Source organism: Variovorax sp. PAMC26660, assembly GCF_014302995.1.
Classification (GTDB): domain Bacteria; phylum Pseudomonadota; class Gammaproteobacteria; order Burkholderiales; family Burkholderiaceae_C; genus Variovorax.
Window position 1 is genome coordinate 5,610,366 of sequence record NZ_CP060295.1, and the last position, 12,550, is coordinate 5,622,915.

General features: G+C 66.3%; 11 protein-coding genes. 7 read left to right on the forward strand and 4 right to left on the reverse strand.

From position 1 onward, the window contains the following. Positions 1-341: 341 nt before the first annotated feature. On the reverse strand, positions 342-836 hold the full coding sequence (locus tag H7F35_RS26420) for an Lrp/AsnC family transcriptional regulator (RefSeq protein ID WP_187109503.1): 495 nt from the start codon (positions 834-836) through the stop codon (positions 342-344). A 65-nt stretch (positions 837-901) separates the two neighbouring features. On the opposite strand from H7F35_RS26420, the gene ilvB reads away from it, so the two are divergent. After that, positions 902-2,683, forward strand: coding sequence for a biosynthetic-type acetolactate synthase large subunit (ilvB, locus tag H7F35_RS26425; protein ID WP_187109504.1), 1,782 nt, complete (start codon positions 902-904; stop codon positions 2,681-2,683). Positions 2,684-2,707: 24 nt separating this feature from the next. On the opposite strand, the gene H7F35_RS26430 is transcribed toward ilvB, so the two are convergent. Continuing rightward, positions 2,708-3,091, reverse strand: a complete 384-nt coding sequence (locus H7F35_RS26430; RefSeq protein WP_187109505.1) for a response regulator — start codon at positions 3,089-3,091, stop codon at positions 2,708-2,710. Positions 3,092-3,258: 167 nt separating this feature from the next. Here H7F35_RS26430 and H7F35_RS26435 point away from each other — a divergent pair, with 167 nt between their 5' ends. The 3 genes from H7F35_RS26435 to H7F35_RS26445 all read left to right on the forward strand — a co-directional run bounded on the left by H7F35_RS26435 (position 3,259) and on the right by H7F35_RS26445 (position 5,346). Continuing rightward, positions 3,259-3,645 (forward strand): response regulator, encoded by a 387-nt coding sequence (locus H7F35_RS26435; RefSeq protein WP_187109506.1) that lies wholly within the window; start codon positions 3,259-3,261, stop codon positions 3,643-3,645. Positions 3,646-3,719: 74 nt separating this feature from the next. Then, positions 3,720-4,499, forward strand: a complete 780-nt coding sequence (locus H7F35_RS26440; RefSeq protein ID WP_187109507.1) for an acetoacetate decarboxylase family protein — start codon at positions 3,720-3,722, stop codon at positions 4,497-4,499. Between the two features lie 46 nt (positions 4,500-4,545). Next, positions 4,546-5,346 (forward strand): helix-turn-helix transcriptional regulator, encoded by an 801-nt coding sequence (locus tag H7F35_RS26445; RefSeq protein ID WP_187109508.1) that lies wholly within the window; start codon positions 4,546-4,548, stop codon positions 5,344-5,346. Positions 5,347-5,477: 131 nt separating this feature from the next. On the opposite strand, the gene H7F35_RS26450 is transcribed toward H7F35_RS26445, so the two are convergent. After that, positions 5,478-6,503, reverse strand: coding sequence for a hypothetical protein (locus H7F35_RS26450; protein ID WP_187109509.1), 1,026 nt, complete (start codon positions 6,501-6,503; stop codon positions 5,478-5,480). A 402-nt stretch (positions 6,504-6,905) separates the two neighbouring features. Here H7F35_RS26450 and H7F35_RS26455 point away from each other — a divergent pair, with 402 nt between their 5' ends. Next, on the forward strand, positions 6,906-8,762 hold the full coding sequence (locus H7F35_RS26455) for a hypothetical protein (RefSeq protein ID WP_187109510.1): 1,857 nt from the start codon (positions 6,906-6,908) through the stop codon (positions 8,760-8,762). A 25-nt stretch (positions 8,763-8,787) separates the two neighbouring features. On the opposite strand, the gene H7F35_RS26460 is transcribed toward H7F35_RS26455, so the two are convergent. Beyond that, positions 8,788-9,714, reverse strand: a complete 927-nt coding sequence (locus H7F35_RS26460; protein ID WP_187109511.1) for a LysR family transcriptional regulator — start codon at positions 9,712-9,714, stop codon at positions 8,788-8,790. Positions 9,715-9,986: 272 nt separating this feature from the next. Between H7F35_RS26460 and H7F35_RS26465 the strand changes: the two genes are divergently transcribed. Then, a complete protein-coding gene (locus H7F35_RS26465; RefSeq protein ID WP_261803360.1) occupies positions 9,987-11,276 on the forward strand; it encodes an MFS transporter in 1,290 nt (429 codons plus the stop codon). 219 nt (positions 11,277-11,495) lie between these two features. Further along, a complete protein-coding gene (gene dusA / locus H7F35_RS26470) occupies positions 11,496-12,506 on the forward strand; it encodes a tRNA dihydrouridine(20/20a) synthase DusA (protein ID WP_187109512.1) in 1,011 nt (336 codons plus the stop codon). The last annotated feature ends 44 nt before the right edge of the window (positions 12,507-12,550 follow it).

The following is a 12,550-nucleotide window of genomic DNA, read 5'->3' on the forward strand; positions in this document are numbered from 1 at the left end:
GGATGAAAACTTGCTCTTCTGTTCGTCGCGTTGTGCGTTGGGTGCTTGGTTTTGGCGCTGCCGTTCAGGGCGTCGCTCACGCCGACACGGTGCTCTTTTTCGCGAATGTCCCCCGCTTCGCTCCTCCTTTATTTCGCGAAAAAGAGCCCCGTATCGACGTGAGCGCTCAGAGCGGTGGTTGATCGGCGGTACACCAGCAGCGCGTCCTGTGCGAATGACACCAGGTGCTCCCGCAGCGAAATAAAGGAGGAGCGAAGCGGGGGACATTCGCGGAGGGGAGCACCTGGTGTCATTCGCACCCGCCCTGAAGAACAGCAGCGCAAAAAAAGCCGCACAAAAACTCAGATACCCAGCACGCTGCTCTCCTTCAGCACCCGCAAAACAAAATGCGACTTGCTATGCCGAATGCCAGGAATCTTGTACAGCTTCTCGCGCAACAGCCGTTCGTAGTCACGCGTGTCCCGCACCGCAATGCGGATGTAGTAGTCGTAGTCCCCAGACACCAGGTACGCCTCCTGAATCTCGGGAATGGTCGCAAGCACGCGCCCGAAGTCGTACAGCGTTTCGTCCGTGTGGCTCTCCAGCGTGACCTGCACGATCACCGAGTCGTGATAGCCGAGCTTGGCCGGGTCCACGTCAATCGTGTAGCGCTTGATCACCCCCGAGGCTTCGAGCTTCTTGATGCGTGTCCAGCAACTCGTGGGCGACAGGCCGACCTCGTTGCCGATCTCCTGCAGCGTCTTGCGGGAGTCGAGCAGCAGCACCCGCAGGATCGCCAGGTCGATCTTGTCGAAAGATCCTTCGTTGTCACTACCGCTTTGCCGATTGTTCTTCATTAATCAGGTCCAAAGAGCCAAAAGAAAGAAGCATATTTTGCTCTCAAACCGGAAGAATTGACGGCATGCGACTGCTCGACCTTCCCCTCACGCCTTCCCTGTCCCTCCACCCCGAGGCCGCACCGCGCGTGCGCAACGGGGCCGAGGCCCTGCTCGACACGCTAGTTGAATGCGGCGTCGACACCATCTTCGGCTACCCCGGCGGTGCGGCGCTGCCCCTGTACGACGCGCTGCATGGCGAACCCCGGCTGCGCCATGTGCTGGTGCGGCACGAGCAGGCGGCTGTGCATGCGGCCGAAGGCTATGCGCGCAGCACCGGCCGCGTCGGCGTGGTGCTGGTCACCTCGGGGCCGGGCGTGGGCAACACCATCAGCGGCTTGCTCGACGCGATGAGCGATTCGATCCCGGTGCTGTGCATCAGCGGCCAGGTGGCCACCGCCGTGATCGGCACGCAGGCCTTTCAGGAGAGCGACGCGCTCGGCATGTCGCGCCCCGTGACCAAGTGGAACCGGCAGGTGCGCTCGGCCGACGACGTGCCGGCACTGGTGCGGCGCGCGCTCGAAATCGCCAGCTCGGGCCGGCCGGGGCCGGTGCTGCTCGACGTGCCGAAGGACATCCAGCTCCTGCGCCTGAGCCACGCCGCCGAACCCGTGCAGCTGCGCGCGCTGCGCACGGGCAGGGCGCCGCTGCCGCCGAAGGCGATGCTGCAGCGTGCGGTCGACCTGCTGTCGACTGCGCGCCGGCCGGTGCTCTACGGCGGCGGTGGGCTCATCAATTCGGGCCCGGCTGCCTGCGAAGCTTTCACGCAACTGGTGCATCGCCTGCACGCACCTTGCACGCTCACGCTGATGGGGCTGGGCGCCTTCCCCGCATCCGACCCGAAGTTCATCGGCATGCTGGGCATGCACGGCATGCTGGAGGCTAACCTCGCAATGCACGAGGCCGATCTCGTGGTGTGCATCGGCGCGCGCTTCGACGACCGCGTGACCGGCAAGCTCGACGAGTTCTGCCCGCATGCACGCAAGATCCACATCGACATCGACCCCGGCAGCATCAACAAGGTGGTGCATGTGGACGTGCCGATGGTGGGCGATTGCGGCGCCATCGTCGACGCCTTGCTGGCGATGCTGCCGGCCGAGGGCTTCGCGCCCGAACGGCTTGCACCCTGGTGGGAACGCATCGAACGCTGGCGTGCCGAAGACTGCCTGGCCTTCACGCCGCGCGCCGATTCGATCCTGCCGCAGCAACTGATGTCGTCGCTGCAACGGGCCATCGGCGGGCGCGATGCGATCGTGTCGACCGACGTGGGCCAGCACCAGATGTGGGCCGCGCAGTACCTGCGCTTCGACAGCCCGCGCCACTGGCTCACCTCGGGCGGCGCCGGCACCATGGGCTACGGCCTGCCGGCCGCCATCGGCGCGCAGATCGGACACCCGGACGCGCTGACCGTCTGCGTGAGCGGCGACGCCTCGGTGCTCATGAACATCCAGGAGCTGTCGACGGCCATGCAGCACCGCGTGCCGGTGAAGCTGGTGCTGTGCAACAACGGTTACATGGGCATGGTGCGCCAGTGGCAGGAGCTGAACCACGGCAACCGCCTGAGCCATAGCTGGAACGAGGCGCTGCCCGATTTCGTGGCGCTGGCCAAGGCCTTCGGCTGGGGCGCGCGGCGTGTGTCGGACCCGGCCGAGCTGGAGGCTGCGCTGGCCGAGTGCTTGGCGAGCGATGGGCCGTTCTTTCTCGACGTGCAGGTCGCGGCGCAGGAGAACTGCTTTCCGATGATGCCGTCGGGGCACGGGCACCACCGCGTGATGCTGGCGAAGGAGCGTTGGTACGAGGAGGCCTGAGGCCGACGCGTCGGTGCAGGCCACTCAGCGGCTGGGCGAGATGTTCAGCGCCTTGCAGAAATCGTAGAAGGCTTCGAGCTGCAGCGACTTGTCGAACACCGCATCCACGCCGGCGGACTGTGCGCCTTCGCGCACTTCGGAGCTGGCGTAGTTCATGAGCACGACGGCGCGTTGTGCCGGCGACTTGTGTTCCTTGAGGTAGTTCGCCACCGTCAGGCCGTTGCCTTTGGCGAGGAAGACGTCGATCACCGCCGCGTCCCATGCCTCGGGGTTGGCGTCCAGCCAGTGGATGGCTTCGTCGGAAGTGGTGGCGACGCCGACAACATCGCATTCGGAAAATGCCTGCAGCCCGTCGGTCACCGTTGCTGCGATCAGGGGGTTGTCTTCTATCAGGTAGATGCGGGTCATCGTTCAGTGCTTTTTTGTTCTCGTCGGCTTGTCTCGGCCGGTGAAAGGAATTTCCTCTCCGGGCGAGGGGCGTCGAGTCAGACAACACCGCCATCTGCCGTAGATATCAGAAGGGGGTTCCGTTTTGGCCCCGCACGTCGGCGGTTTGTCTGGAAAAATGCATTTCAATGACAACCGAATCGCTTCCATCGCCAGAACGACAACAAAAGCTGCGGGTGCTGCTTGTGGAGGACGACGCCGACACGCTCGCCACGACCCTGAAACTGCTCGAAGCCCTGGGCCATTGGGCGACCGGCGTGAAGAGCGCGGAGGCCGCGATGGCGCGCTTTTTCGACGGCGCGTTCGACGTGGTGATGGTGGACATCGGCCTGCCCGCGCTGTCGGGCCATGACTTCGCGGAGAAGCTGCTGAGCGAACACAACGTGCCGGTGATCTTCGTGACGGGTCAGGCGCAGCCGGCCACGGCCATGCGCGGAACGGCATGGCTGCGCAAGCCCTACACGGTCGATCAACTGACGGATGCGCTCGATCACGCGATGGTGCCGCAGGCGTAGCGGGATCACTGGCGTACAAGACGGGCCCGGACGGCGGGCCTATCGTGCAATGGTCTTGTACTCGCCAACATCCGATGCCGTCCTCTTTCACACCGCCTTTCACTTCTTCCGGCCGCAGCGCACTCGTGCAGGCACCGCCCTGGCACTACGCCGGCTGGCTCGTCAACATCGCCTTCGCGTTCGATGCCGCGCGCGGCGGCGCACTGGTGCCGCCGGAAGTGGGGCGACCGACCGGGCGCGGCTGCGTTCATTTCGCGGACTGGCAGTCCTGCGGCAACGACGGGCAGGAACTGCTCGACCCGGTCTACGCGCAGTACCGCGAGACCATCGTGGTGCTGGAGGTCGAAGCCGGGCAGGGCGGCGACGCGCGCTTCTTTTGCCCCTTGATCTACGTCGACCAGGACATCTCGCTGCTGCGCGGCTGGCTGCAGGGCTGGCCCAAGAAGATCGGCCAGACCTGGGTGACGCGCAGCCTGCCGCTGGTGCATCCCGCCGCCGCGCCCGTGACGGCGGGGAGCCGCCTCGGCGCGAGCCTCAGCGTCAAGGAACGGCGGCTGGTCGATGCGACGGTCACGCTGAACGGTGAGAAGGCCGACCCCCTGGGCTTCCTGGCCGCGCCGACCATCGGCGCCATCGGCTGGCCCGACCTGACGCAGCCCCACGTTCCGGCAACCCCGCGCTATCTGCGCGCCGACATCGTGGACCGCGTCGAGTCGGGCTGGACGGGCGGCAGTGCGACGCTGCAGTTTCACGCTCACCCGGTCGAAGAACTGGCCCTGCTCGGCGAGGTGCAGGCGACACAGGCCAGCGCGGGCTGGATGGGCCTCACCGTTCGCGGCGCCCTTGCGGTGTGATGCCGTTGCCGACGCTACGCTTGGCGGAATGAATCCCCCCGCCACTATGGCCTCGCACGTCATCGGCCTGCCGATGGACGGTGGCGCGCAGGTCGAGGCGATGTTCTCGGCCGATCCCAAGGCGCGCTTTGAACTGCACTGGCATGCGGAGTGGAGCGTGGGCGCCATCCTTGAAGGCCGCTGCGAGTTCACCTGCGGCGGCGAGCGACAGGTAGCGCAGACGGGCGATCTGGTCGTGATGGCGCCGTTCGCGCTGCACACGGCCGGCGTCAGCCCGCAGGGCTTTCGCATGGTGATGCTGTATGTGCCGCATGCGTGGGTCGCGGCGCGCTTCGGCTGGCCCGAGGATCGGCGCGGCGTGCTGCATCGCGGGGTCTGGCAGGACAGGGCCAAGGCCGATGCGTTGGGCGACGCCGCGCTGTCGCAAGACGGCGAGCAGGTCGGTCGCCTGCTGGAGCAAATTCTTCGCGCCCAGAGCGGCCGCGAACTGATGGCGGTCGAGCGCCGGATGGGCGACGCCCGTGTCGAAGCGGTCTGCAATGCCCTGGAACTGGAAGACGCCTGCCGCATCGACCCCGGCGCGCTGGCGCAGCGGCTGGGCGTGTCGCGCGAGCACTTTCATCGCCTGTTCCGCATGGCCGTCGGCATGACGCCGGCCCACTATGCGCGGCTCGCGCGGATCGGACGGGCCAAGGTGCTGCTGCGAGAAGGCCGCGCGCAGGCCGATGTGGCGGCGCAGTGCGGCTTCACCGACCAGGCCCATTTCTCGCGGTGGTTTCGCCGCTGCTTCGGCGTGACGCCGGGCAACTACATGGCCGAGCGGCAGCGGGTGACAAGGGCTGCGTGAGAAAACCGGGGCCTTGTGCGCCCGATGTCAGGGCCGATGCCCACGACAGGAACCCGGCCGGACAGGCCGACCCACTGTCCTTGGCTCACCGCGCTGACTCCGCGACGAATGGGAGCCTTCATGCTTGGCTGTCAAGGTGGGGCGGCTTGGAGGCGCTTCAACGCTTCTTCCGAATAAGGCTTGCATCCTTCGAGGCGCGGCAGCTGGTTCGAATCCATGATCGTGAGGTGGATCTGCGTGAACCCGTAGTGGCACAGGCGGGTCGGATGCAGCGGGGTGACGATCGCCTCGCTGCGCGTGCGCGAATCCAACATGAACGGCGCCTGGGGGCGGTCGACTTCGTCGAAGAGCGCGCGTGTCTTGGGGGAGCCGTTCAGGGTCTGGCGGCTCCTGAAAACCACGACCGGGTCGCCGAAGGTTGGGCGTTGAGCGGTTTTTTCGTCCTGGTAGAGCAACACCATGGGCGTGCGGATGAGTGCTTCGGATGCGGCGTCCAGGCCCTCGAATGTCAGGACGTCGATGGGCGCGAACAGGTCGTAAGGCGCCAACGGCCTGGCGCAGGTGGGCGGATCGGCGAAGACCCAGAGATGATGGTCGTCGAAGACCACGAGCCGCGGCACGGGTGAGACGAGGCCGTCCCCGCACTGCTGCTTGTCGTTGTGCCACACGTCGAAGCGACGCTGGGCGACCTCGCCGTACTTCGGGCGACTGGCCTGCGACGCGGTCGCCACAAGAATGATCTCGCCTTGTGCCAGGTCGGCGTTCCTGCTGGATGTCGCGCTGATGCCCAGCAGGCGGAAGCCGGTGTCCCGATGCGCGGACATTGGCCGATGGAAATAGTCGCCAAGATTCACGAATCCGATGGGACTCACGATGTCGAGGGCGAGGTTCCAGTCCGGATGCGCTCCTTGCGGCAGGCCCAGCAATTCGAGATGTCCGCAGGGTTCGTTGCGCAGCACTGTGACATAGCAATCGTGGAAGCCGTGGAAGTCGAGGCCGTTGTCCAGACGGATCAAGGGGGCGGCGGCGGGAGTTTCGTCGACCGCATAGGCGCTGTCTCTCTCCGTGTGCTCAACGTGCGGGATGAACGGGAAGCAGCCTTGCAGCACAAAGAGGGGCAGCAGGATCGACCAGCGGAGAAAGTGCGCGAGGGTCATGGGGCTTTGGGGATTCGTCTTGTAGGCGCGTACCAGGAGGAAGATCGTTCACGCGTCTAGGCATCGGCCCAGAGCTTGAACGCGCATTGCGTGGGCAGGTCGACACCGGAGATGTGATCGCGAAGTTTAGGGCTGCGCTGATCAAGTCCCCTGTTGGCCTGCGAGGGCGCGCTGCTGGAGAGCACAGCGCTGTTCTGCAGGCCAGCGGCTTGAAGGTGGGCACCGGCACGATCGTGGACGCCATGCACCATGTCGCCGGTGCGGCAATAGCGTGGGTTGTGCGGCTTCGCCAAGCTCGAGGGAACTTGCGGCGCCGATTGATTCGCGGCGCGGGTTCTGTAAGTAAATGCAGTTACAGTTGGCCGCGTCATGGGTCTACGAAATGAAGCGCTCGGGTGGCGCTTGCTGCTGCTGCTGCTGCTGATGCTCGCGGTCATGGGACTGGGGTGGAGCGCCCCGGCGCGTGCTGCGGTGCTTGTGGAGCAGGCACAGCTGACGCTGGCCCTGCGCGGCCAGGCCCCTGCTGACCCCCAAAAGCCGCAGACTGTCACGCTGCCTTATCACTGGGATCAGCGGCAAGGTGCGGTCGATGGCGAGGCACGGTTTTCGTTCGAGATACCGGCAGACGATCCCACCACGCCTGTGGCGCTGTTCGTGCCGCGTGTGGGCAACAGTTTTCGTGTGTCGGTGAATGGCCAGGAACTGACGCGGTTTGGCGCCTTCCCACCGGGGCCCTACGACGATGCCTCCTTTGCGCCGCAGTATTTTGTGCTGCCAGCTTCGGGCTCAGCGTCGCCGCAGCGCGTGGAGATCGTCATCGCGGCGCAGGCCGCACGGCAGGGCGGGCTGTCGCCGGTGGTGGCGGGCCGAGAGGCCGAGATACGCCCGTTGTACGAGCGTGCCTTGTTCTGGCAAATCAGCGGTGGGCGCTTCATCACCATCGTGAGTGGCGTGCTGGGGGCGCTGTCGCTGCTGGTGTGGCTGCGCCAGCGCGAATCGATCTACCTGTACTACGGTCTGGGTGAATTGTTCTGGTCGCTGCAGACGGCACGCGTGCTGTTCACGCATGCACCGTTGCCCTGGCCCTGGTGGGGCGTGCTGCCGCTGGCGGCCTTCCAGGCGGCAGTGCCACTGGTGTGCCGCTTCGCCCTGGCGGTGGTGGGCCGCGACGATACCCCTCTGGCACGCCTCCTGGGCCTGATGGCGTGGTTGGCGCCGGTTGTGGCCGGGTTGGGCATCATGGTGCCATGGCTGTGGCTGATGCCGCTGTGGCAGGGGCTGAACCTCGCGGCGGGACTTGCGATGACGGTTGTGGTCGTGCGCGTGGCGCTGCGCAGTGCCGTCCTGGAGCACCGCGTGCTGGGCTTGGCCGTGCTGTTGATCGTGTTGTGCGCTGCGCGCGACATCTGGGTCATGCGCACCTCGCCTCAAGCCTACGAGATGGTGCCCTGGATCCGCTTCGCCTGGGTTGGGTTCGCCATTTCGCTGGCCTGGGTCATCGCCGAGCGCATGCGCAAGGACGCCCGGGCGATGGTGGAAATGAACGTCACGCTGGAGGCGGAGCTCGCCGAGCGCAACAGCGCTCTGGAGGCTTCCTTCGTGCGCGAACGAGAAGGAGAGAAAGCGCGCGGCGCTCTCGAGGAACGCCAGCGCCTGGTGCAGGACCTGCATGATGGTCTTGGGGGGCAACTCGTGGGGCTGCTGCGGATGGCCCAGCAGCCAGGGGCGGCGCGCGAGGATGTCACGCTGCACCTGCGCGATGCGGTGGATCAACTGAAGCTCACGGTGGACGCCATGCACGCCGATGAGGGCGACGTGGCCTCGACCCTGGGCAGCGTGCGCTACCGGCTGGGACCGCGCCTGCAGGCGGCCGGCATCGATCTGCACTGGAATGTCAGCCGGCTGCCAATGATGACCGGTTGGAGTTCACGTGAGTCCCACCAGCTGCAGATGCTGTTGTTCGAAGCGTTCGCCAACATGATGGCGCACTCGGCCGCGACGCGGGCCAGCCTGACCGCGCGCCTGGTGCCCGTCGGCGGCGCCGACGGTGCGACGGGGGAGGCCATCGAGGTCAGACTGTGCGACAACGGCTGCGGCTTCGATGCAAACGCCAGGTTCGCCGGCAGAGGATTGACGAACATGCGCGCGCGCGCTGCCGCGCTCGGGTGCACGCTCACGCTGTGCTCGCAGCCTGGGGAGACCTCCCTTTGCTTGCATCTGGTCGTGTCGGCGGCGATGGTCCCGAAGTTGGAGCCGTAGCTTCAAGGTCGAGGCTTGAATGCAATCATGGCGCTCTTGTTTGCTCATTCAGCGGCCGGCAAACCTCCAGCACCACCCCGCGCAGCCACCGATGCGCGGGGTCCCGATCAAGACGCGGATGCCACATCTGCGACACGGTGATCTGCTCGGTGGGCATCGGTAGTGGGAACGAGCACAGCGTGCCCCGTGCCCTCAGGTGCTCGAAGTACGAAGACGGTATCAGCGCCACCAGGTCGGTCGCGGCCGCTATCGACAAGGCAGTGCTGAAGCTGGGCACCACGACGGCGGTATTGCGCACCAGCCCCATCGCCGCGAGCGCGTCGTCCACCGGTCCCACCGTCCGGCCGTGGCGTGACGTGACCACGTGGTTGCAGGCGGCGTAGCGTTCGGCAGTGATCTCGGGCCCGGCGAGCAGGGGATGGCCCTCGCGCACTGCGGCGACGAAGCGGTCGCGGTAGAGCGCCTGAACGCGCACCTCCGGGCCCGACTCGCCGAGAACGCCGACATCCAGATCTATCAATCCCTCGCGAAGGGGACGAACGTCCTTGTCCGGCTTGGGCGCGAAGCGCAGGCGAACGCCTGGTGCTTCGTGCGCGGCGCGAGCCACGAGCTGATGCGCGAAGCCCTCGATGAAGCCGTCGTTGGCCCGTATGGTGAACAGTTGCTGGAGCGTGCGCGGGTCCATGCTCTCGCCGGCGGACTGAAGCACCGCGCGTGACGCCTGCACCAACTCCCTGACGCGGTCGCGCAGTGCCAGCGCATGCGGCGTGAGCACCATCGCGCGACCAGCGCGCACGAGCAATTCATCTCCGGTCGATTCCCGCAATCGCGCGAGCGCCCGGCTCATGGCCGATTCGCTCAAACCCAGGCGCTCGGCGGCCTTGGCGACGCTGCTCTCGGAAAGAAGTGCGTTCAACGCAAACAGCAGGTTCAGGTCGGCTTCTGTCGGCATGCCCGAACCTATCACGGCTGCGATGGTTTCGACAGGCGCCACATGCAGGGACAAGCTGCGCGCCACGCGCTGTGCAAGCCATTCGCGCAGTCCTAAGCTGGCTTGGCGCAATAGAGCGTGCCTCTCCCGATTGCCCAATCATGTTGTCTTCTACGCTTCGACCGAACTCTTCTTTCACCCTGCCTCGCACCGTCGAAACCCAGGAGGTGAATGCGGATGGCCTGCCTCTGCCGCGGCGCTTCGCAGCCGTCGCCGCGATCCTTGGTGCAGGCGTGCTGGTGGTGCTCGACGGCGCCATCGCCAACATCGCGCTGCCAGGCATTGCCCGGCAACTGCAGGCGACACCCACCGATGCCGTCTGGATCATCACTGCCTACCAGCTGGCCGTGGTCATGTTCCTGTTGCCGGCTTCCGCTGTCGGGGAGCGGTTCGGGTATCGGCGCGTGTTCGCCGGTGGTGTCGCGCTATTCACCGCGGCGTCGGTGTTGTGCGCGTTGGCCCCATCGCTGCCATGGCTCGTGGCCGCGAGGTGCCTTCAGGGCCTGGGCAGTGCAGCCGTGATGCCCCTTGGGTTGGCGCTCTTGCGCTTCACCTATCCACGTCGATTGCTGGCGCGCTCTATCGCCTGGAATGCGCTTGCCATCGCGGCCGCTTCCGCAGCGGGCCCCACCCTTGGCGCTTTCATACTCTCCGCGGCGAGTTGGCCATGGCTCTTTGCGGTGAACCTGCCGATCGGCCTCCTCGTGCTCGTCGCCTGTGCAGGGTTGCCGAGCCCGGCGCGCTCGATGCGCCCCATCGACGTGTGGAGCATCGCGCTCAACGCAGTCATGTTCGCCGCCTTCGTGCTCGGGAGTGACCGGCTGGTGGCGCATCCGTTGCAGGGCGGCGCGTTGCTCGCCTTGTCGATCGTTTGCATGGTCTTGCTGGTACGACGCGAAATGCCGAAGGCGGCGCCGTTGATCCCGCTCGACCTGCTGCGCGTGCATTCATTTCGGCTCTCGGTCATTGCCTCCGTGTGCTGCTTCACCGGCCAGATGGCCAGCCTTGTGGCACTGCCGTTCTACATCCAGCACGAACTCGGCCAGAGCGCGGTGACCGCCGGCCTCTTGATGACCCCGTGGCCTTTGGCGGTGATGCTGGCTGCGCCGCTGTCGGCACGTCTGGCCCGGCGCGTGCCGAGCGCCTGGCTGTGCGCGGTCGGAGGCGCGTGTTTCGCGAGCGGCCTGGCCCTGTGCGCCCTGTGGCCGTTGCATGGCGACGCGGCCTTGCCGATCGCGTTGTTCACCGGTCTCGCCGGCCTGGGCTTCGGCTTCTTCCAGACGCCGAACAACCAGAACATGCTGCTCTCGGCACCCAAGGAACGCAGCGGAGCGGCCGGTGGCGCGCAAGGCACCGCCCGGCTCACGGGGTTGACGCTCGGCAGCCTGATGATGAGTCTGATGTTCGGGCTGCTGCCGGCGCACAGCGCCGTGCACTGGGGCCTGGCGGTGGCGGCACTGGCTGCTTTGGCCGGAAGTGGGGTGAGCTTGCTCAGGAGCCCTGCACGCGCCGGGGGCGTCTGACCGGCATCGGCAGTCGATGGCGCGCATCGCTGCCGAAACAATCGGCAAGCGCTTGCAGTTCGTCGAGGGTGGGGTGGCGATCGCGCTGCCGGCCCTTGCCGATCGCGGTGGTTTCGCCGCTGCTTCGGCGTGACGCCGGGCAACTACATGACCGGGCGGCAGCGGGTGACAAGGGCCGCGTGAGAAAATCCGGGCCTTGTGCGCCCGATGTCCGGGCCGATGCCCACGACAGGATCCCGCGTTTTGGAAGAGAAGGTCATCTCCGTTGCCCCGATGATGGATTGGACAGACCGTCATTGCCGGTACTTCCATCGCCTGTTGTCGCGCCATGCGCTGCTCTACACCGAGATGGTGACCACGGGTGCGCTGATCCACGGCGACGTGCCCCGGCACCTTCGCTTTCATGCCGAAGAACACCCCGTGGCGCTGCAACTCGGCGGCAGCGAGCCGAACGACCTGGCGCATTGCGCCAAGCTGGGCGAAGAGTGGGGTTACGACGAGATCAACCTGAACTGCGGCTGCCCCAGCGAGCGCGTGCAGCGCGGTGCCTTCGGTGCCTGCCTGATGAACGAGCCTCAGCTTGTGGCCGGCTGCGTGAAGGCGATGGTCGACGTGACGAACGTGCCGGTCACGGTCAAGCACCGCATCGGCATCGACAAGATCGAGAGCTACGAGTTCGTGCGCGACTTCGTCGGCAAGGTCAGCGAGGCGGGTTGCCAGACCTTCATCGTGCATGCGCGCAATGCGTGGCTCCAAGGCCTGAGCCCGAAGCAGAACCGCGAGATTCCGCCGCTGCGCTACGCGCTGGTGCACCGGCTCAAGCACGACTTTCCGGCGCTGAATTTTTCCATCAACGGCGGCATCTCGGTCAACGAACAGGTGCACGAGCACCTGCGGTTGCTCGATGGCGTGATGGTTGGGCGCGAGGCGTACCACAACCCCTGGTGGCTGGCCGAGTGGGACGCCGAGTTCTTCGGCGCCGCGCCGCAGTCGCTCACGCGCGAAGAAGTCGAGTCGCTGATGTGCGACTACATGGTGCGCGATGCTGCGGAGCATGGCACCAACTGGTGGTCGATTGCGCGGCACATGCTGGGCCTGCGCAACGGCCTGCCAGGCGCACGCCGCTGGCGCCAGGTCTGGAGCGATCACAAGCTCAAGACGCGCCCACCGCACGAGGTGATGGCGCTCGCGCACGAGCCTGTGGCGCAGGCTGCCGAACCGGCCGTCTGAGCGCGCGTCGGCACAGCCGACACACACCTTCTCCGAATGACCAG